General features: G+C 70.8%; 16 protein-coding genes and 1 pseudogene. 10 read left to right on the plus strand and 7 right to left on the minus strand.

Translation table 11 applies throughout. From position 1 onward, the window contains the following. From ACQ86G_RS15485 to ACQ86G_RS15495, 3 genes and pseudogenes are all read right to left on the minus strand, one after another. Positions 1 to 1385: pseudogene (locus tag ACQ86G_RS15485) on the minus strand (ABC transporter permease). Beyond that, on the minus strand, positions 1382 to 2113 hold the full coding sequence (locus tag ACQ86G_RS15490) for an ABC transporter ATP-binding protein (RefSeq protein ID WP_431256180.1): 732 nt from the start codon (positions 2111 to 2113) through the stop codon (positions 1382 to 1384). Before ACQ86G_RS15490 ends, ACQ86G_RS15485 begins: the two are co-directional and overlap by 4 nt. Before the next feature lie 2 nt (positions 2114 to 2115). Then, on the minus strand, positions 2116 to 3882 hold the full coding sequence (locus ACQ86G_RS15495; RefSeq protein WP_431256181.1) for a ZrgA family zinc uptake protein: 1767 nt from the start codon (positions 3880 to 3882) through the stop codon (positions 2116 to 2118). A gap of 141 nt (positions 3883 to 4023) precedes the next feature. Between ACQ86G_RS15495 and ACQ86G_RS15500 the strand changes: the two genes are divergently transcribed. The 5 genes from ACQ86G_RS15500 to ACQ86G_RS15520 all read left to right on the plus strand — a co-directional run bounded on the left by ACQ86G_RS15500 (position 4024) and on the right by ACQ86G_RS15520 (position 7521). Beyond that, positions 4024 to 4434, plus strand: coding sequence for a Fur family transcriptional regulator (locus tag ACQ86G_RS15500; RefSeq protein ID WP_431256182.1), 411 nt, complete (start codon positions 4024 to 4026; stop codon positions 4432 to 4434). A gap of 213 nt (positions 4435 to 4647) precedes the next feature. Beyond that, positions 4648 to 5268 (plus strand): hypothetical protein, encoded by a 621-nt coding sequence (locus ACQ86G_RS15505; protein ID WP_431256183.1) that lies wholly within the window; start codon positions 4648 to 4650, stop codon positions 5266 to 5268. A 49-nt stretch (positions 5269 to 5317) separates the two neighbouring features. Continuing rightward, on the plus strand, positions 5318 to 6148 hold the full coding sequence (locus ACQ86G_RS15510) for a cytochrome b/b6 domain-containing protein (protein ID WP_431256184.1): 831 nt from the start codon (positions 5318 to 5320) through the stop codon (positions 6146 to 6148). Continuing rightward, positions 6145 to 6918: a molybdopterin-binding protein gene (locus ACQ86G_RS15515; RefSeq protein WP_431256185.1), complete on the plus strand. Its 774-nt coding sequence runs from the start codon at positions 6145 to 6147 to the stop codon at positions 6916 to 6918. Before ACQ86G_RS15510 ends, ACQ86G_RS15515 begins: the two co-directional genes overlap by 4 nt. A 24-nt stretch (positions 6919 to 6942) precedes the next feature. Further along, a complete protein-coding gene (locus tag ACQ86G_RS15520; protein ID WP_431256186.1) occupies positions 6943 to 7521 on the plus strand; it encodes a DUF308 domain-containing protein in 579 nt (192 codons plus the stop codon). A gap of 44 nt (positions 7522 to 7565) precedes the next feature. Here the strand turns inward: ACQ86G_RS15520 and ACQ86G_RS15525 are convergent, their stop codons facing one another. Next, entirely contained in the window at positions 7566 to 11855 is a 4290-nt protein-coding gene (locus tag ACQ86G_RS15525; protein WP_431256187.1) for a hypothetical protein, read from the minus strand. A gap of 120 nt (positions 11856 to 11975) precedes the next feature. Next, positions 11976 to 12884, minus strand: a complete 909-nt coding sequence (locus ACQ86G_RS15530) for a class II glutamine amidotransferase (protein WP_431256188.1) — start codon at positions 12882 to 12884, stop codon at positions 11976 to 11978. Between the two features lie 172 nt (positions 12885 to 13056). Between ACQ86G_RS15530 and ACQ86G_RS15535 the strand changes: the two genes are divergently transcribed. From ACQ86G_RS15535 to ACQ86G_RS15550, 4 genes are read left to right on the plus strand one after another with little or no spacing between them, the layout of a single operon-like run. After that, positions 13057 to 13518 carry a DUF305 domain-containing protein gene (locus ACQ86G_RS15535; RefSeq protein WP_431256189.1) on the plus strand — a complete coding sequence of 154 codons (462 nt, stop codon included), beginning with the start codon at positions 13057 to 13059 and terminating at the stop codon, positions 13516 to 13518. A gap of 8 nt (positions 13519 to 13526) precedes the next feature. Then, positions 13527 to 15020, plus strand: a complete 1494-nt coding sequence (locus ACQ86G_RS15540; protein ID WP_431256190.1) for a YncE family protein — start codon at positions 13527 to 13529, stop codon at positions 15018 to 15020. Further along, positions 15017 to 15589 carry an RNA polymerase sigma factor gene (locus ACQ86G_RS15545; RefSeq protein ID WP_431256191.1) on the plus strand — a complete coding sequence of 191 codons (573 nt, stop codon included), beginning with the start codon at positions 15017 to 15019 and terminating at the stop codon, positions 15587 to 15589. Before ACQ86G_RS15540 ends, ACQ86G_RS15545 begins: the two co-directional genes overlap by 4 nt. Further along, positions 15589 to 16389 carry an anti-sigma factor family protein gene (locus tag ACQ86G_RS15550; RefSeq protein WP_431256192.1) on the plus strand — a complete coding sequence of 267 codons (801 nt, stop codon included), beginning with the start codon at positions 15589 to 15591 and terminating at the stop codon, positions 16387 to 16389. Before ACQ86G_RS15545 ends, ACQ86G_RS15550 begins: the two co-directional genes overlap by 1 nt. A 48-nt stretch (positions 16390 to 16437) precedes the next feature. Here the strand turns inward: ACQ86G_RS15550 and ACQ86G_RS15555 are convergent, their stop codons facing one another. Beyond that, positions 16438 to 17349 (minus strand): LysR family transcriptional regulator, encoded by a 912-nt coding sequence (locus ACQ86G_RS15555; RefSeq protein WP_431256193.1) that lies wholly within the window; start codon positions 17347 to 17349, stop codon positions 16438 to 16440. A gap of 136 nt (positions 17350 to 17485) precedes the next feature. Between ACQ86G_RS15555 and ACQ86G_RS15560 the strand changes: the two genes are divergently transcribed. Beyond that, entirely contained in the window at positions 17486 to 18199 is a 714-nt protein-coding gene (locus ACQ86G_RS15560) for a type 1 glutamine amidotransferase domain-containing protein (RefSeq protein ID WP_431256194.1), read from the plus strand. Positions 18200 to 18209: 10 nt separating this feature from the next. On the opposite strand, the gene ACQ86G_RS15565 is transcribed toward ACQ86G_RS15560, so the two are convergent. Continuing rightward, entirely contained in the window at positions 18210 to 19877 is a 1668-nt protein-coding gene (locus ACQ86G_RS15565; protein WP_431256195.1) for a UDP-N-acetylglucosamine-peptide N-acetylglucosaminyltransferase, read from the minus strand.

Consider the following 19877-nt stretch of genomic DNA (forward strand, 5'->3'; position numbering starts at 1 on the left):
TCAGACCTTCGGAGAGAGGCCGTCGCTGAGCGACAGCGCGTAGGCACGCCATCCCGGCAGCAGGCTGGCCGCCCAGCCGAGCGCGGTGACAAGGCCGAGCAATTGCCATTCGGAGGCGGACGGCAGGCCGGCGCTGAGGCCGATGCCGAAGCGCAGCTGCACCCACGGCCCGAGTCCGGCGATCAGCAGCAGGCACAGCGCGGCGCCGAGCACGACGCCGCAGACGGTCACCAGCATGCCTTCGACCGCCAGCAGGCTGAAGATCCGCGCCGGATTGGCGCCGACGGCACGCAGGATCGCGAGCTCGCGACGGCGTTCGTTGAGGCCGGCGAGGATGACCGCGACCAGCCCGCACAGGCTCACCGCCGCGACCAGCGCGCTCATCAGCGTCAGGCTGCGCTCGCCGAGCGCGACCACGTCCCACAGCTCATCCAGCGCGACGCCGGGCAGGATGGCCATCAGCGGCTCGCCGCTGAAGTCGTTGATGCGCCGCTGGGTCGAGAACACCGCCGTGCGCCGCTTCAGGCCCACCAGGGCGGCCGTCACCTGATGCGGGGTCAGGTCTTGCCAGGCGAGGGCGTCCAGGCTGACCGCCTGGCCGGGAATCGGCGCACCGGCGACCCAGTCGAGGTGGATGGCTTCCATCGCCGCGAGGCTGATGTGCAGCGAGCGGTCCACCGGCGTGCCGGTGCGCCGCATCACGCCGATGACGTGGAAGGGCTTGTCGGCGTGATCATTGGCCGCGAGCGCGCCGTCACCGTGGCTGAGGACGACCTTGTCGCCGATGCGGTAGCCGAGCGAGGCTGCGACGTCGGCGCCGAGCACCACGCCGAAGAGATCGGGCGGCAGTCCATTCGATCCATTCGAGCCGCTCCTCCCGCTCGCCCCGTTCGTTCCGTTCGCCCCGTTCGTTCCGTTCGTTCCGTCAGTCACGCTCGATCCATGCGGATCGACGGGCGCGTCGTCGAAGGGGCGGCCTTCCGCCAGCGACAACGGCTGGGCGTCGCCATATCGGAAGCGGCGGAAGTAGTCCCCGTCGTCGCGACCACCGGGAAGCCGCGGTGCGAGTCGCCGAGCGAGATCGGCACGACCCAGTCCACGCCGGGGAGCCTGGCCAGCGATTGCACGCTGGGCCACTGGATGTTGTTGGTGGCGCCGCCGATGCGGAAGACCGAATACAGCAGCAGCTGGACCGAGCCCGTGCGGGCGCCGACGATCAGGTCGGTGCCGGAGACCGATTGCGCGAAGTTCTTGCGGACGTCGTCGCGCAGCCGCGCGATGCCGAGCAGCAGCAGGGTCGACAGCGCGATCGACAGCACCACGAGCGACAGCACGAAACGGCGGTTCCAGGCGCTCTGCGCGGCGAGGCGGAGGAGGGCTTTCATGCGGCGGACTCCCCGACGCGTTCCCCGATGCGTTCCTCGATGCGCGCCGAACCACGCTGCAGCGCCGGCAGGTCCAGGCAGCGCGGGAAGCGCGCGGCGAGCCGGGTGTCGTGGCTGACGAAGAGCAGCGCACTGCCGGATTCCGCGCAGACCTCGCGCAGGATGGCCATGAAGGCATCCCGGTGCGCATCGTCGAGCGCGGAGGTCGGCTCGTCGGCGATCACCAGGTCCGGATGGCCGATCAGCGCGCGCGCGGCGGCCACGCGCTGCTGCTGGCCGACGGACAGCTCGCTCGCCCGCCGGGCGATCAGCTCGGGCCCCAGGCCCATGCGCCGCAGCAGCGCCCGCGCGCGTTCCCGCGGCTGGCCGGCCAGCGTCGCGCGGCGGCGCGAGAACTCGCAGGTCAGCAGCACGTTGTCCAGCGCCGAGCGGTAGGGCAGCAGGTTGAACTGCTGGAAGATGAAGCCGACATGGTCGGCACGCAGCCGGTCGCGCTGCCGGCCGGAGCAGTCCGCCAGCTCGTGGCCGAGCAGCTTCAGCCGCCCACCGCGGGGCGTGAGCACGCCCGCGATCAGCGACAGCAGCGTGCTCTTGCCCGATCCGCTGGGACCGCGCAGGAACACGGCCTCGCCCGGCTCGACGCGCAGCGCGGCGATGTCCAGGCAGTCCCGCGTGGCCCGCGGCCAGCGGAACGTCAGGTCCCTGGCCTCCAGAACTGGCACGACCATGGTCAGCCGCCCAGCGACAGCGTCGCATCCGGGCGCTTGAGCACCTGGCGGGACTGCCCCTTCGGTGTCGCGACCTGCGCGTCGATGCGCTGGATGCGCGGGAAGAGCGTGAACAGCTGATGCGACAGCGTCGACAGGTCGGCCGCCGCGGCGCAACGGAAGCGATAGCTGACGTCGACGTCGAGGTGTTCCGACGTCCTCGGGGCGCTGTCGGTGGACGATCCGGCGATCAGGCCGGACTCGAGCTGCGCCTCCTCGAACCGGCACCGGCCGCGCGCATCCGGCGTGAAGAGCACCGCACCGCCGCGCAGCGTCGCGAGCATCCGTTCGACGGACTGGCGTTCCGCCGGCGTGCGCGGCTGGCGCTCGAAGCCGAGCACGCTGTCGAGCGGCGACTCCAGCTGGATCGACAGCGTGTCGCCCTCGATCGCGACGTCCAGGTGCACGACGCCGTGCTCGTGCTTGTCGCCGTGCGCCTGCGCGGCGCCGAAGGTCATCAGGCCGGCCGCCAGCGCGACGGCCGCCGGGAGGCTGCGGGAGGTCTTCTTCGTGATCATCTCAGCGGGTTCCTTCTTGAGGGGCGGCGATGTCCCATGCCGGCCAGGGATCGGTGCCGGGGGCGCGGTGGTCGAGGTCAGGCAGGCGTCGAGCGCGCGGGTGAGGGCGGGGATGTCGAGGTCCTGGCCGATGAGCACCAGTTCCTGGCCGCGCTCGCCCAGCGGGACGCTCCATCGACCGACCGGATCGAGCTGGTGGCCGCGACCCGCGCCGGACAGGCAGGCGAGCCAGTCCAGCCGGCTCGCCAGCCACACATAGCCCTTGAAACGCAGCAGCCCTGGCCAGGGCTGCGCGATCAATGCATGCAGACGCTCCGCATCGAAGGGCCGGTCGGCGCGATAGACGACGCTGGCAAGGCCGTACTCATCGGCCTCGGAGTGGTCATGTCCTTCCAGGGCCCGGATCCATCGGGGCTGCGACTCGGCCTGTTCCATCTCGAAGAGGCCGGTGCCGAGCAGCTCGCCGATCGGCACGTCGCCGTGGCGGGCGTCGATGATCCGGGCGCCCGGGTTGAGCGCCTGGATCACGGCGTGGACCTGCGCGATTTGCGCGGCGTCGACCAGGTCCGTCTTGCTCACGACGACGACGTTGGCGAACTCGATCTGCTCCACCAGCAGCTCGACGAGAAGGCGCCGGTCCTGCGCGTCGACGCCGCTGTCGCGCTGTGCGAGGAAGTCGTCGCTCGTGTAGTCGTTCATCAGGTTGAGCGCATCGACCACCGTGACCATCGTGTCGATGCGTGCGAGTTCACGCAGTCCCTGGCCGTGTTCGTCGACGAAATCGAAGGTCGCCGCGATCGGCATCGGTTCCGAGATGCCGGTGGACTCGATCAGCAGGTAGTCGAAGCGGCCTTCGCGGGCAAGCCGGCCGACCTCCTGCAGCAGGTCGTCGCGCAGCGTGCAGCAGATGCAGCCGTTGCTCATCTCGACCATCGCCTCGTCGGTGCGCGACAGGCCCACGCCGGCGCGCTCGGCACCGTCGCGGACGAGGCCGGCATCAATGTTGAGCTCGCTCATGTCGTTGACGATCACCGCCACGCGCAGCGGGCCGCGGTGTCGCAGCACCTGGGTGAGCAGGGTCGTCTTGCCGGCGCCGAGGAAGCCGGACAGCACCGTGGCGGGCAGGCGGTGGGGAAGGGCGGCGGTGTCGGCGAAGGCGGGATCGACGTCGGCAGCGTCGATGGCGTCGTCGATGGCGGCGGCAGTGGACATGGTCGTCTCCAGGGCGAGGAATTCCCGTTCGTCTGGCTTTGTTGCTAATGCGAACGCATTCGCAATATAGCAGCATGACAGAATGCGCGAGCCCTCCCGACCTGCTTTCGCGGTGCCCTGATCGCCCGCGCCTTGACACCCATGGAACGTTCGACCCGACAGCGCAGTGCCATCCGGACCGTCATCGACGACGCGGGTCGTCCGCTCTCGCCGCAGGAGGTGCTGGATGCCGCGCAAGGCGAGGTGCCGGGACTGTCTCTGGCGACGGTCTACCGCAACCTGAAGCAGCTGCTGGAGGCGGGCGAGATCCAGTCCGTCTCGCTGCCGGGGGACAGTCCGCGCTACGAATCGGCGCATCACGACCACCACCACCACTTCCAATGCACGGAATGCGGCCGCGTCTTCGACGTGCATGCCTGCCCCGGCGACATGACGCAGCTGGTGCCGGACGGCTTCACCGTGGCGCGCCATGAGCTGACGCTGTACGGGCGCTGCGCCGACTGCGCGACGCCGAAGCGGGCGGCACGCAAGCGCGTCGTCAGCGCCTCGTAGGCTTCAGCAGCGCCCGAGCGCCCGAGCGCGCAGGCACGCTGCACGCGTCCCCGTTCTCCCGAACGTCAAACCGCCTGCCGTTTCAGGCCCGCCTAAGTTTCAGCGTTGAAATCAATCAACTAGTTGGTAGACTGCGCTCATGCCACCGCGTCACCCAGATGTGGCGGCAGTCCCTCAAGCCAACGCGACGGTCCAGTCGCCAGGAGTTCCCAGATGCGGTTTCAACGCCTTCAATCGCTGCTCGCCATCGCGCTCGTCGCGCTCGGCACGGCGGCCCCCTCCCTCTCGTCCGCAGCCGACGCCGGCGTTCGCGTGCGCGGCACCGTGATCGCCCGCAGCGGCGATCAGCTCGACGTGAAGTCGCGCGAGGGCAGCGTGGTCACCATCAAGCTCAAGGAAGGCTGGATGGCCTCCGGCGTCGCGGCGGCCTCGATCGGCGACATCAAGCCGGGCGACTACGTCGGCATCGCCTCGTTGCCGAAGTCGCAGGGCGGCGACGGCGCGCTGGAGGTCGTCATCTTCCCGCCCGCGATGAAGGGCGCGGCGGAAGGCAGCTTCGGCTGGGACCTCAAGCCCAACAGCACGATGACCAACGCCACCGTCTCCAACGCGGTGAAGTCGGTCGAGGGCAGCACCGTGACGGTCACTTACCACGGCCAGGAGAAGAAGATCGCCATCCCCACCGGCACGCCGGTGGTGACGCTGACGCAGGCCACGGCCGATGACGTGAAGGCCGGCGCGGTCGTCTTCGTCGTCGCGGAGAAGGACGCCGACGGCAAGCTGTCGTCGGGTCGCCTGGTGGTCGGCAAGAACGGCGTGGTCCCGCCGATGTAAGACCGGACCGGCCGGCGATCCGCCGGCCGGTGCCCTTGCAGGCCCTGCCATGGACACCTCGATCCCCGACCCCCACGCCGCCCTCCGGCGCGAACCCGAGCTCGAACCGGAGGCCGAACCCGTTCGGCGGCGCCTCGTGCCGCGACACAGCGCCACGGTGCGTCTGACGCATTGGCTCAACCTGCTGTGCTTCCTGACGCTGCTGGCCAGCGGTCTTCAGATCCTCAACGCCCACCCGCGTTTCTATGTCGGCAAGGCGGGCGCCGACCACGATGTGGCGGTGCTGACGCTCCCCGCGATGCCCGGTTGGGCGACGCTGCCGTCGTATCACGACCTCGGCGCGGGACGGCGGATCCACTTCACCTTCGCCTGGCTGCTCGTCCTCAACGGCCTGGTCTACCTGGGCCACGGCGTCTGGCGCGCGCACTTCCGGCGCGACCTGCTGCCGGCGGGCGGCGAGCTCGACCGCCGCCATCTCTGGCAGGAGATCAAGGACCACGCGCGGTTCCGTTTCCCCAAGGGCGAAGCGGCACGCCACTACAACGTGCTGCAGAAGCTCACCTACCTCGTCGTGATCTTCGGGCTGCTGCCGCTGATGCTCGCGACGGGCCTGGCCATGTCGCCGGGCGTCAACGCGGCGGCGCCGTGGTTGCCCGACGTGCTGGGCGGCCGGGCGACGGCGCGCACGCTGCACTTCCTGACGGCCTTCTCACTGGTGGCCTTCGTCGTGGTGCACCTCGTCATGGTCGTGGCGTCGGGGACGTGGAACAACCTGCGGTCCATGGTCACCGGCCGCTACGCGATCGAGACCGGGCCGGCGCCGTGGCCGGGAACCAGGCCGGACCCCGAGACCACGATCGAGCGGAGTGCGCAGCCATGAACGAGTTCTCGAGACGCCGGTTCCTCGGCGGCGCCATTGCCGGTGTGGGGGCTGTCGCGCTCGCCGGATGCGATCGCGTGATCCAGCATGCGGGTGTCGATCAGGTGCTCAGGGGCACGGAGCGCCTGACGATGCAGGCGCAGCGCGCGATCCTCCAGCGTGAGCGCCTGGCCGCGGAATTCACCGAGGCGGATCTGTCGCCGGTCTTCCGGGCGAATGGCACGCGCATGCCGGACTCCGACGAGTATGCGCAGCTGCTGGCGGGGAAGTTCTCCGACTGGCGGTTGCGCGTCGACGGCCTGGTGCAGCAGCCGTTGAGCCTCTCGCTGGCCGATCTCATGAGCCTGCCGTCGCGCACGCAGATCACGCGGCACGACTGTGTCGAGGGCTGGAGCGCGATCGCCAAATGGCAAGGCGTCCAGCTCAGCCGGGTGCTCACCGCGGCGGGCCTGGCGCCGGGCGCGCGCTACGTCGTCTTCCATTGCGCCGACGAGCTCGAGCAGACGCTGGACGGCAGCGGCCGCTACTACGAGAGCATCGATCTCTTCGATGCCTGGCATCCGCAGACGCTGCTCGCGTACGCGATGAACAACCGGCCGCTGCCGGTCGAGCACGGCGCGCCGCTGCGGCTGCGCGTCGAGCGGCAGCTCGGCTACAAGCACGCGAAGTACCTGATGCGACTGGAGGTGGTGTCCGGGTTCGACCGGCTCTGGGGCGGCAAGGGCGGCTACTGGGAAGACCGCGGCTACGAGTGGTACGCCGGCATCTGATCAACAACTGGAATTCACGTCATCATGTCCAAGCAATCGAACACCTCCGCCCTCCAGCAGGACCATTGGCTCCGGCGCTACACGCTGGTCCGCGCACTGTTCTCCATCGTCTGGGTCGCCGCCGCGATCGTGATCGGCAGCCGGTCGTCAGCGATCGCTGCGGTGCTGCTGGTGCTCTATCCCGCCTGGGATGCCGCCGCCAACTGGGTGGACGCCAATGCCAGCGGCGGCCTGCGGGCCAACCGCACGCAGCGCATCAACGTGTGGGCGAGCGGCCTCACGACGCTCGCCGTGTGCCTCGCGCTGACCGCGGGCATGAACGCCGTCCTCGGCGTCTTCGGCGTCTGGGCCATCGCGTCGGGTCTGATGCAACTCGGCACGGCGCTGCGCCGTTGGAAGTCGCAAGGCGGGCAATGGGTGATGGTCCTGAGCGGCGCGCAGTCCGCGCTGGCCGGCGGCTTCTTCATCGCGCAGGCGCAGAAGGCCGACGTCCCCTCCATCGTGAACGTCGCGGGCTACGCGGGCGTCGGCGCGCTGTACTTCCTCATCTCCGGCATCTGGCTGACGGTGAGCCTGTCGCGCCGGGCGAAGGCCGGTGCCTGAGGCCGCTGCCTGAGGCCGCTGCCTGAGGCGGCGGCGGGCGCGATTCACGGCGGCGGATACTGCGCCGCCGTGCGCTGTCCCTCCACGCCCACGCTGCGTTGCAGCCGCACGCCGAAGTTCCACCCGAGCGTGCGCTGATCCTTGCCTTTCTCGCGCACGATCAGCATCAGCGGGCGCCACGTCGAGTCCTGCGCCATCGTGCGGTCCGCATTGGCGCGCGCGTCGGCGGCGCCTTGCGCGTCGCCGCGCAGTTGCGCCAGGCCCTCCAGCGCGCGGAAGGTGTCGATCCACGCCGATGCCTGCGGGCGCATCGAGAAGTTGATGTTGTACTGGCAGAGGCTGTCCTTGGGCAGGCCCTTCAGCTTGCTCTCGAAGTCGCTCAGCAGCGCCTGCGCCTTGTCGCGGTTGGCGCGCGTGTTCTTCTCGCCGCTCACGTCCGGTTCGAGCGTCTCCACGCATCGCGCGATCCAGTCGTCGCGGTTCTCGCCGATCTTCTCCAGCATCTGCGCCGGCGTGCTGAAGTGACGGTCCAGGTCGGCGTCCTGCTTCCCGCCGATCGTGAACGGCGACACCGCGTTCTTCTCCAGGTTCCAGAACAGGTCGCGGTTGACGTCGAGCAGGCTGGGCATGCCGCCGCCGCTGATCGAGCCGTCCTTCCCGTCCTTGCCGAGTTTCACCTCCGACGGATTGGCCGGCGTCAGCGTGTTGACCTGGACGCCGACCGACAGCTTCTGCTGCGCGGTGTCGCCCTTGTCCGCCGTCACCTGGATGTGGCCGCCGTGCTCGGTGCGTGACTCGGCGATGCGCTCCGCCTTCAGCGCCGCCCCGGCGCTGACGCCGACGCGGTAGGTGTTGCCGTCGCCGCCCGCCAGCTTGAGGTTGGCGCCGGCGCTGACCTTCGAGACGAAGCTGCGCGTCAGGCTCTGGCCATGGATCTCGCCCAGGCTGACCTTGGGATGTCGGTCCAGCACCGCCTCCAGGGGGCCCGAGTAGGGCGGGGCGCCTGTCGCATGCACCTGGTCCCAGCGCACCCAGCTGTCCAGCACGCCCAGCATCTCCTTGCGCAGCTCGTCGTCCTTGCCGCGCTGGCGGAACAGCCGCAGGATCGTGCCCTCGGTCTCCTGGTGCGTGCGGCTCATCTTCTCGGTCGCGCTGACCTGCGCCTTCACCACGCCGGGCAGGTCCGGTCCGACGGCCACGCCGACGGTGGCCTCCGGGCCGCTTGCGCGCGTGCTGCCCAGCGAGAGCTCCATGCCCAGGATCGGCATGAAGGCCTGGAAGAAGGCCTCCTCCTTGCGCGACCAGCCGGCCGAGACCACCGGCGACACGACCGGCGACGGCACGCTGTAGGGCAGGGACGGCAGGCCGCCGCCGACGACGCCGCCGCCCGACAGCTTCACCTTGTCGCGCAGCTGCATCGACAGCAGGATCGGCTCGAAGTAGCGCACCACGTCTTCCTTGCTCTGGAAGCGCTTCTGGCGGGCCGCGTCGGCCGATGCATGCAGGGCCGCGTCGTGCGTGAGCGCGCCCTGGCGCTCCGCGGGCGCGGACTCGGCGAGCGTCAGCTTCACCTGGTCGATGACGGCGCGCAGCGCGTCCGGCGCGGAAGCGCCGCTCTTCGCGAGTTCCTCGAACAGCGGCGGTAACGCGTGCTCGCGGTTGGGCTTGTGCAGGCGACCGGGCTTGTGCGCGCTCGCCGGGTTCTCCAGCGCGTAGACCGCCGCGCGCAGTTCGCCGGCCTCGCTACCCTTGAACTGCCATTGCGCCGGATGGCCCTGGCGGGTGGCGCGCTCGGCCAGCGCCTGCGTCGCGGTGGCGAAGGCGCGCGCTTCGGGCGCGGACATGCCGGCCGCGGCCAGGTCACGCGCGAGGTCCGATCGGGCCCAGTCGCCGAGTTCCCCGGCGGTCTTGCGCACGCCGCTGTCCGCCTGGCTGCGGTTCGTCGTCATGCCGAAGCTCTCGGCGATCGCCGTGGCGCGCTGGAGGCCCGCGGGCGTGAACGGCGTCTTGTGCCGGTGCGGCGTCACCGCGCGCTGCAGCCACGATGCCGACGGCTCCTCACGCGACAGCCACTCGCCGATCGCCTTGTTCATGCGGTCGTCATGGCGGGCATAGGGCGAGCCGGCGGCGTTGGAGACGCAGCCGTTGCGCACCGCGTGATACGCCGTGCGTTCGGCGCTGGTGAACGTCGGTGCCGCAGTCGTTGCAGTCGTTGCGGGCGTTGCGGTCGTCGCGGTCGTCGCGGGTGTCGCAGAGGTCGACGGCGTCGCGGCCGTCGTGGCCGTCGTGGCCGATGGCGAGGGCGTGGTCGATGGCGACGACGATGCAGGAGTCGGCTCTGTCGGCGGCTGCCGCGCGACCCGCTTCGCACCGGCCAGCCACTGGCGCACGGCGGCGTCCGGTTCCACGCGCTGCGCGGCGTCGGCCGACCAGAAGCTGCGCATCGCCTGCAGCGTCTCGCTGTCCGGCATGCTGCCTTGAGGATCGCCGAGCAGATGCACGACTTCCGCGCCACGCGGCAGCACGCTGGCCTGGCGCAACAGGTTGCGGACGTCCGACTCCGCCGCCGTGGGCTCACGATCGGCGCCGTTGTCCGGCAGGTCCGCCACGCCTTGCATCCAGTCGCGTGTCGGGCGCGACTGCAGGGCCTCCAGCGCCTGCCGCGCGCGGGCGGCGTCGCCCTGGCAGACCACCGACAGCAGCTCGGAGGCGATCTCCATGACCCCGATCGACGGCAATGCGTCCGCCGACGAATTGGTGGGACGGCCATTCACCGCCTGCAGCAGGCGGGCGCCGAATCGTTCGCTCTCGACGCCGCCCGCGAAGCCGCGCGGTCGCGTCGCCTGGACCTGCAGGGCCTGCGCCTCGCGCGCGTCGAAGGTCGCCTTGGCGACGGCCGGGTCGGGCGGCGTGTCGACGCTGGCCGCCAGCGTGATCGAGGCCTGCAGCACCGCCGACACGCCGGCATCGGTGGCGTGCAGCCGCCCGCGTGCCGCGGCGGCGTCGGGCTTCAGCGTCGTGACCTGGGCGGCGGACGCCTCGACCGCCGACCGTGCCCGCGCCAACGCACCGGCCGTCGATTGCCGCGCCGTGTCCGCCTCCGCCAGCATCGTCTTCAAGCGCAACAGGCGGGGCAGTGCGTCGGGCGTCAAGGTGCCGGCGCCCGCCTGCGCCGCCGTCACCTGCGCTTGCGCACGGTCCACCGCAGTCGCTAGGCTGGCGTGATGGCGTTCCGCCTCGTCGTGCGTGATCTGCGCGGTCTGCTCGGCGCGCCTGGCCACCGCCAGACCGCGCTCCGCATCGCCGAGTTGTCGCACCTGGTCGATCGCCGTCGACCGCGCGCCGTACAGCGCGTCCTTGGTGTCATCCAACCGTTGCCGGACGAAACGGTCCTTGTCCACGAGTTGCTGTCGCGCCTGCACCTCCGCGGCCAGCGGCTGGAGACCGCCGGCCCCGGCCTGCGCCTGCTGCAGGCGCGTGGCATCGGCCAGACGCGCCTCGGCGGCCTGCACCGCCTGCCGCGCGCTGCGCTCCTGGACGGCGGCGCCGGCGGTGGCCTTCGCGATCGAGGCCTTCTCTGCGGCCGTCGTGCCCGGTGTCGGCGAGGGGGTGGCCGGGACTGCCGCCGAGGTCGAGGGCGATGCAGTCGACGATGCGCTCGCCGTTGCCGTCGCTGCCACGGCCGCGCTCGCGGCCTGTGCCGCGGTCAACTGCAGCTTCGCCTGGTCGAGCACGACTTCGGCGCTCAGGCGATGGTCCAGCGCCTGCGTGATCGCGTCGCCGGAGGCCGGTGTGGTGGCGGCGTTCTCCGGTCGAGGCTTGCCGGCATGGGTGCTGGCCTTCTCGGTCAGCGGGCGAGGCTTCAGCCAGGGCACGACGGTGGTGGCGATCCGGTTGCCCGTCGAGCGTGTCGGCGCCTCCCAGGGAGAGGGCGTGCGCGGCGGCAGCCGCTCGTTCAGCCCTTGCGCCTGGGCGGACAGGGCCGCGAGCTGACTGGTCTCATCGGTCGGTGCGGCGGCCTGCGGTGTGGGCAGCGATGCGCGTACCGGACGTTCCACGGTGCCGCCGACACCGGGCACGATGGCGTTGAAGGCCACTTCGCGACCGAAGATCGCGCGCTTCGCGCGTGTCGGCAGGCCCTGGAGCGCACCGGACTTGGAGGGGGCCTTGCCCGCGGCATTCGACGTGGCAGTCGTCGGGTGGGCGGGACCGCCTGGCCCGCCGGCCGTGCTCGGATTCGCCGTGACCGATCCGGTCGTGCCGGTCGATGTGCCGGCACTGGCTGAATCCGCGGGGACGACCGGTCCACCGGTCGTGAGCTTGGAAGAAACCATCGGCGGTGCCGCCTCCTGAGTGCGATCGGGATGTCCGCGGGTCTTTTTCCCCCGGGCCGAGTCACTCTAGAAGCGCGCCTGCCGGCGCCCAACGAATCGAATCGCGTTAGGACATGCGGCTCATACCGCGATGTCGCGCAACAGCATCGGCCATGCCGAGCTGCCCGCCCATCGCGGCTTCTGCCAGGGCCGGCCCACGGTCGCCGTGGCGATGGGGAATGCGCGGGTGGCCGGATTGAGGTCGCGCCAGACCTCCTCGCCGTCGACGAACACGCGGCACTCGCCGGTGGCCAGCGGCTGCCAGGCCTCGTCGGCGGTCAGCGGATCGGTGGCGACGATGACGATGCGGTCGTCCGCGCCGTTCATCGCGCTCAGGTCCAGCGACATGTCGCAGTCGACCAGGCGCGCCATCGGGAACGGATGGCGCCGCTGCAGCACCTGCAGCCGGCTGGAGCAATGGGTGTACAGCGCGGCGCCGTTGGTCAGCAGGAAGTTGAAGTTGCCGTGGCGGGCGATGACCTCGCTGAGCTGCGCGACGTGGGGCGCTAGCTCGCGCCAGGACGGCGGCTGATCGTGGTCCTGAAGGCGGTCGGCGAAGCGCTTGCGCAGTTCCTGCAGCAGCCAGCAGAAGGCGCGTTCGCTGTCGGTGCTGCCGACCGGGCGATAGGGGCCGTCGAGCACGGGCTGGAAGTCCTTCAGGTCGCCGTTGTTGGCGAACACCCAGGTCTGTCCCAGCCATTCGCGCTGGAACGGATGGCAGTTGGACAGGGTCACCCCGCCCTGCGTCGCGCGCCGCAGGTGCGCGATCACGATGCGCGACTTGATGGGGTAGCGGCTCAGGAACTCCGCGAGCGGCGACTCGCTGGCCGGCTGGTCGTCGTGGAAGACGCGGCATCCGGAGCGCTCGTAGAACGCCATGCCCCAGCCGTCGATGTGCTCCGCCGTTCGACCGCCGCGGGCAGCGAACCCGGTGAAGGAGAAGGTGATCGCTGCATCGCTGTTGCAGTTCATTCCCAGCAGTTGGCACATGGCCGCGACTATCGCGTGCGCGGATCGGACGGACAAATGCGGAACCCGCATGGGCTCATGCGGTTTCGGGGATGGGCGAGTGTCGCCCGCGTCTTGGGAGCGTCTGGGAATAAGCGCCGCCGCCGGGTGTCTACAGCAGGGAAGGCCGTTGCCTTTCAACCTGGAGCCCGACATGACCTCAAACAGCACGCGGCCTGCACGGCCGCGCTTGCGCAGACTGCGACGGGTGCTGCCTTGGATCGCGGCCACCGCCGTCACCGCGGCCGCCGCGTGGGCGGGCGCCGCCACGTCGGCGGACGCCTTCCATGCGGAGAACGCCGCGGCGATGGACCGCATGATGGCCGCGATGGAGATCACCCCCTCGGGCGACATCGACCGCGACTTCGCGGCCATGATGATCCCCCACCATCAGGGCGCCATCGACATGGCGCTGGCGGAGTTGCGCCATGGCTCCAACGAGCAGCTGCGACGCATCGCGCAGGAAATCATCATCGAGCAGCAGCAGGAGATCGCGGCGATGCAGCTCGCGGTCGGCGGCGCGCTGCCGCCCTCGGCGCCCGCGCCCACGCAGGTCGGGCGCGCAGCCTCGGCACCGACGCCGACGCCGGCTTCCGTCCATCATCATTCGCACTAGGACTCCTCATGCTGAAGCCTCTCCTGCAGTCATCGCTGCTGTTCCTCGCCGCCTGCGGCGGTGCCGCCCTGGCCGGCCAGGCGCCCGGCCGCGCGGCGGACGCCGACATCCCCGTCAGCCACCGCGACCGGATCTACGCCGCCGAGCAGTTCTCCAACACGCTCTCCGTCACCGACCCCGTCGACCACCGTCTGCTCGGCGTCATCCGCCTGGGCGACCCGTCGCCGGGCAACTTCAGCCCGCTCTATCGTGGCCAGGTGCTCGTGCATGGCCTGGGCTTCTCGCCGGACCACCGCACGCTGGCGGTGGTGTCGATCGGCTCGAACTCGGTCACCTTCATCGACACGCGCACCAACGCGGTCAAGCACACGACCTACGTCGGCCGCTCCCCGCATGAAGCCTTCTTCACGCCGGACGGCAAGGAAGTCTGGGTCACCGTCCGCGGCGAGAACTACGTGTCGGTGATCGACGCCGCGACCTTCCAGGAGAAGACCCGCATCGTCACCGCGGCCGGACCTGGCATGCAGATCTTCTCGCCGGACGGCAAGTACGGCTACGTCTGCTCGTCCTTCAATCCGGAGACGGCGGTGGTCGAGGTCGCGAGCCACAGGATCGTCGCGACGGTGAAGCAGGACAGCCCGTTCTGCCCCAACATCGCCGCGACGCCCGACGGCCGCCAGGTGTGGTTCACGCTGAAGGACATCGGCCGCACGACCGTCTTCGACGCGCGTCCGCCGTTCGGCGTCATCACCTCCTTCGACACCGGTCCGATCACCAACCACGTGAACTTCACGAAGACCGCCAAGGGCACCTTCGCCTACGTGACCGTGGGCGGCCTGAACCAGGTGAAGGTGTTCCGCACCGACGACTTCTCCGCCGTGACCACCATCCCGGTGGGCAAGCTGCCGCATGGCGTCTGGCCGTCCGGCGACGGCAGCCGGATCTACGTGGGCCTGGAGAACGCCGACGCGCTGGCGGTGATCGACACGGCGTCGAACACCGTCGTCGGGAACGTGCCGATCGGGCAGGCGCCGCAGGCCATCGCCTACGTGCCGGACGCCGTGCCGGAAGGCGACGGCCTGCAGGGCCTGCAGCCGCTCGGCGTGGCGGGGCAGGTGGGCTCGCTGACGCTGAGGGCCGTGGGCGAGTCCTCGGACGGAAGCACGACCGGGTCCGCGACAACGGCCGCGACAGGATCGCCCACCAGCGTGGCGCTCTTCGATCAGGGCCTGTTGCAGGTGTTCCAGGCGTCGGTGACCGGGTTGAAGCCGAAGCAGCCGTATGTCGTGGCCTTGGCCGAGCAGGCGGACGGCTCCGGCGCGCTGCAGCCGCTGGCCAACTTCATGACCAACCCGGCCGGTTCGGCGATCGTCAACGCCATTGGCCCGATCCGGCAGATCGTGCAGGCCGAGGCGCCGGCGACCCGGCGCTACCTGGTCGTCGCGCCCGTGGTCGACGGCAAGCCCGGAAGTCCCGTGCAGGTGCAGGCGGCGACGCGATGAGCCGAGGCGCTGGCATGGCGATGATCGAGGCGATCGAGCCGCTGATCCCGGCCCTGCGCCGCTATGCCAGCGCGATGCTGCGCGATCGCGACCTGGCGGACGATCTGGTCCAGGACTGCCTGGAGCGTGCGATCGGCCAGTGGGACGCTCTGCGGCAGAAGGAGAACACCCGCCAGTGGGTGTTCGCGATCGCGCACAACCTGATCGTCAACCGCCTGCGGCAGCAGGCCCGGCGCGGCGAGCACGTGGACATCGCGGAGGTCGCCGAATCCGCCCTGATGGTGCCGGCGTCGCAGGAGCATCGCGTGCAGGTCGGCGAGTTGATGGCGGCGCTGGAAGCGTTGCCGCAGGACCAGCGCAGCGTGGTCCTGCTGGTGTCCGTCGAGGACCTGTCCTACGCGGAGGCGGCGAGGGCGCTCGACATCCCGATCGGCACGGTGATGTCGCGCCTGGCGCGAGGACGAGAGCGACTGCAGCGCGCGCTCGACGGCGAGGAGCCCGCAGTGGCGGCGTCGACAGCGGCAGCGGTGAAGACGCCTGCGGGCTCGCATTTGCGGAGGATGAAGTGATGACCAGACCCACGCCATCGGCGCCCATCGTCGAAGACGACCTCCATGCCTACGTCGACGGCTTGCTGGACGCCGAGCGACGCAAGGCGGTGCAGGACCATCTGGACCGCGATCCGGAGGCGGCTGCCGCGGTGACCCGGCTGATCGCGCAGCGGCAGCTGCTCCGGTCGGCGTTCGCGCCCATCGTCGACGAGCCGGTGCCCGAGCGCCTGCAACTCCGGACGCTGCTCGCTCAGCGGCAGGCGCCGCCAGCGCGCCAGTGGCGTTGGGCCGCGGCGGTGCTGGTCGCGCTCGGCGCGGGCAGCGTCGGCGGCTGGCAGGTGCGCGACCAGTGGGATCCGGTGAACGGTGCCGCGAACGGCGGGGCGAACGGCATTGCGGCGCTCGCTGGCGAAGCACGCAGCAGCTACCTCGCCTATGCGTCCGATGCGCCGGAGGACCTCGACCGCGAGCGGTTGCTGCGGGTGGTGTCGGACAAGCTCCGGCGGCCGGTGGAGATCCCGGACCTCAGCGCGGCCGGCTATCGCTTCGCGGGCGGCCGGCTGGTCGCCACGGTCCACGGTCCCGCCGGCATGTTCTTCTACGACCGCGAGGACGGCACACGGATGGCGGTGATGCTGCGACCGATGGCCGTCGAGAAGGAGGCGCCGATGATGGCGCAGACCACGCGGCCCGTCGGCGGCTACAGCTGGGCCATGCGCGGTCTGGGCTACAGCGTCGTGGGCACCGAAAGCCCGACGACGCTGCACCCCGTCGCCGACGAGGTGCGTCGGCAGGCGCGCGAGAAGGCGTCGATCTGACAGGGACCCCGTCGGACCCCTGCGCGACGGTCGCAGCGTGCCGTGAGGTCAGGGCGCGCGATCCATGGCCACGTCGACATCGCGCAGCAGCTCGCACAACGCGTCGAAGACCAGCCGCACCCGCGCGGTAGGCCGCCGGATCGGCCGATAGACGTAGATCAGCGACGGCGGCGGGTTGAAGTCGTCGAGCACGGCCACCAGACGGCCGGCGCGTATCAGCGGCAGCGCGAGGTGCCCGGGCAGTTGCCCGAATCCCGCGCCCGCCAGCACCGCCTCGCATTCGGCCTCCGGATCGTCGGTGACCAGCGCCGGTTGCGGCGGCACGACCTGCTGGCCGTCCTTGAACATCCACGGCCAGGGACGACCGGTGTTGCGGTCGATCATCACGGTCATCGGCGCGGCCAGCAGCGACTCGACGCTGTCGGGCGCGCCGACGCGCTCGATCAATGACGGTGCGCCGACGACGAACAGCCCCGCGCCGGACACCGGACGCGCGACGAAGCGGCTGTCCCGCAGCGGCCCGATGCGCACGCCGACGTCGATCTGCCCGTCGACCACGTCGGCGACGACCTCGGACAGACGCAGGTCCAGTCGCAGCTCTGGATGCGCGGCCAGCAAAGGCGCCAGCGCGGGCGCGATCACGCGACGTCCGAGCGCGCTCGGCGCGGCGATGCGGACCAGGCCGACGATCCGCTCGTCGGCGGCGGAGGCGCCGGACTGGAAGACGCGATCGATGCCGGCGACGGCTTCGGCCGCGCCCGCCGCCAGCTGCTCGCCGAACTCGGTCAGGCGAACGCCGCGCGTGCTGCGGTGGAACAGCGGCTCGCCGAGCTCCTCCTCCAGCGCGCCGATGACCCGCGTGACCACCTGCGGCGACACGCCCGCCCGCGCGGCGGCGTCGCGGAAGTTGGCCGACTCCGCGGCGAGGCAGAAGAGGCGGAGGGATTCGAGGCGATTCATGAAGTCATCCGGGGCTGGCCGTCGCGGGCGTTCCCTTCAGCGGAAGACTGAAAGCGCGCCGCGTTCATTTACGGGTGGGGAGGCCGTCGACACACTGCCCGACGTCGACATTCTCACTTCCGATGAAAGACCTCCCATGATCAACGTGCTCATGATCCTCACCAGCGCCACCGTCTGGACCCAGAAGGATGGCCGCCAACGTCCCTCGGGCTTCTGGGCCGAAGAGTTCATCGCGCCGCACCAGCACTTCAGCGGCGCCGGCGCGCGCATCACGATCGCGACGCCGGGCGGACTGCCCGCCGTCGTCGACGCGCTGAGTCTCTCGCCCGAGGCGAACCACGGCGACACCGCCAAGGTCGAAGGCTTCGCGCGCTACCTCGAAGGATGTGCCCAGGCGCTGCGCGCACCGATGCGCATCGAGGACGTCGTCGTTGCCGACCACGACGTCGTGTTCGTCCCCGGCGGCCACGGTCCGATGCAGGACCTCGCCGTGAATCCCTCTGTCGGCCGGGTGCTGACGACGGCCTTGGCGGCACCGTTCAAGGTCGTCGCCGCGGTGTGCCACGGCCAAGCCGCGTTCCTGGCCGCCGGTGACGCTCAAGGGTGGGCCTTCAAGGGCCGCCGCATGACGGCGTTCACCAACGATGAGGAGACGCAGGTCGGCCTCGCCGCGAATGCGCCGTGGCTGCTCGAGGATCGGCTGCGTGACGCCGGCGCCCGCTTCGAGCAGGGCGGGGCGTGGCAGCCGCACGTCGTCGTGGACGGCAACCTCGTGACCGGGCAGAACCCCTTGGCCGCCGGAGCGGTGGCGCGCGAGGTCATGGCGCTCGCGTCGCGGATCGCTGCCTGAGGCAGGAACCTCAGCCGCCGGCTGGCAGGGCCTCCGGCGGCTGGCCCGCCACCGCGCGCGCCCACATGCGCTCGTAGAGCGCCTCCAGATCGCGCGCGAATGCCGGCGAATCGATCCACGGAGGCGTCGCCGGACTTCCTCTATCGGCTGACCGGCCAAAGCCTGCGTGGCTGACAAGCGAGCAGACCGTCTCGACGTACGCCTCGGGCGTGTCGCAGACCAGCTCGGGCAGGCCGGCCTGCACGAGCAGGCTCTCCGCCACGCGCGACGCGAAGCCGTCGCCGCGCAGCGTCACGACCGGCACGCCGGCTGCGAGCGCATCGCTGGTCGTCGTATGCCCGTTGCAGGGCCAGGTATCGAGCGCGACGTCCGCGGCGGCCAGTCGGTTCCAGTGGTCGGCCATGCCCACCGGCGGCATGAAGACGAGCCGCGCCGGCGCGATGCCGCGCGAGGCGGCCTCGGCGCGCAGCTGCGCGTCGGCCTGCTCGCCGCCGCTGAGCTGCCACAGCAGCGCCTGCGGCAGCCGATGCAGGATCGCCATCCACGCGTCGAAGACGCTGGGCGTGATCTTCGACACCACGTTCGCCGACAGCAGCACGATCGCCTCGTCCGGCAGGCCGAGTTCGGCGCGCGGTGTCGGTTCGATACGGCGCGTCGCATCGCCGGGTTGATAGCAGCGCGGCAGCTGCGCGATGTGTTCCGAATAGAACGGCGCATCGCCGAGCGGCGTGACCACGTCGTCGCCAATGACGTAGTCGATGAAGTCCGCCCCGCAGCTGCCGGGGAAACCGAGCCACGCGACCTGCACCGGCGCCGGCCGGGCGGCGAGCGCGGTGAATCGGCTGCCGGCGGTGTGGCCCTTGAGGTCGACCGCGATGTCCATGCCTTCGGACCGCATGCGCGCGGCGATGCCGGCGGGATCGAGATCGCCGACGTCGATGCAGCGCTCGCAGGCCGCGCGGATGCGCTGCTGCAGCGCGGAACCGTCATCCGGTCCGTGCGAGAAGAGCAGCACCTCGAAGCGTTCGCGATCGCGGCATTCGAGGACCTCCACCATCAGCGCGGCGGTCGCATGCGCATGGAAATCGGAAGACAGGTAGCCGATGCGCAGCGTCGGCTTGGCCACGGCCTTCACCGGCGGCAAGGGCGCGATGCCGCGGCTGAGGAAACGCGTGCTCAGGCGCGCCACCTTCAGCAGATCCGCCGCCGCGTGCGGCACGGTGACCAGCGCGAAGGGGACGCCGAACTCGTCGCCGGCGTCGTCGGGCTTGGCCTGGATGACGGCGTGCAGCGCGCGCAGGTTCCCGTCGAAGTCCGACCATCGCGCGCATTGCTGGTCGCCATGCGCCTGGTAGGCCAGCGCCATCACGCTGTCCGGCCGCAGCGCGGCGACGGTGCGGAAGCACTCGGCCGCCTCGGCCTTCATCTGCAGCGACTGCAGCGCGAAGGCGAGCTGCAGGTAGGCGTCGACGTCGTCGATCTTCAGCGCGAGCGCCTGCATCAGCGGACCGATCGCGTCCTGCACCCGCCCGCTGCGCCGCAGCGATTCGCCCAGGTAGCGCTGCAGCTCGTTCGAGGCGACCTGCGCGTGCGGTTCCAGCAGCGCGACGGCCTCGGCGTAGCGGCCGCGGCCCATCTCGTGGAGGGCGTTGCGCAGCAGGTCTTTCAGGGCATCCAT

The sequence above is a fragment of the Roseateles chitinivorans genome (assembly GCF_050632145.1).
Taxonomy (GTDB): Bacteria; Pseudomonadota; Gammaproteobacteria; order Burkholderiales; family Burkholderiaceae_C; genus Roseateles; species Roseateles chitinivorans_B.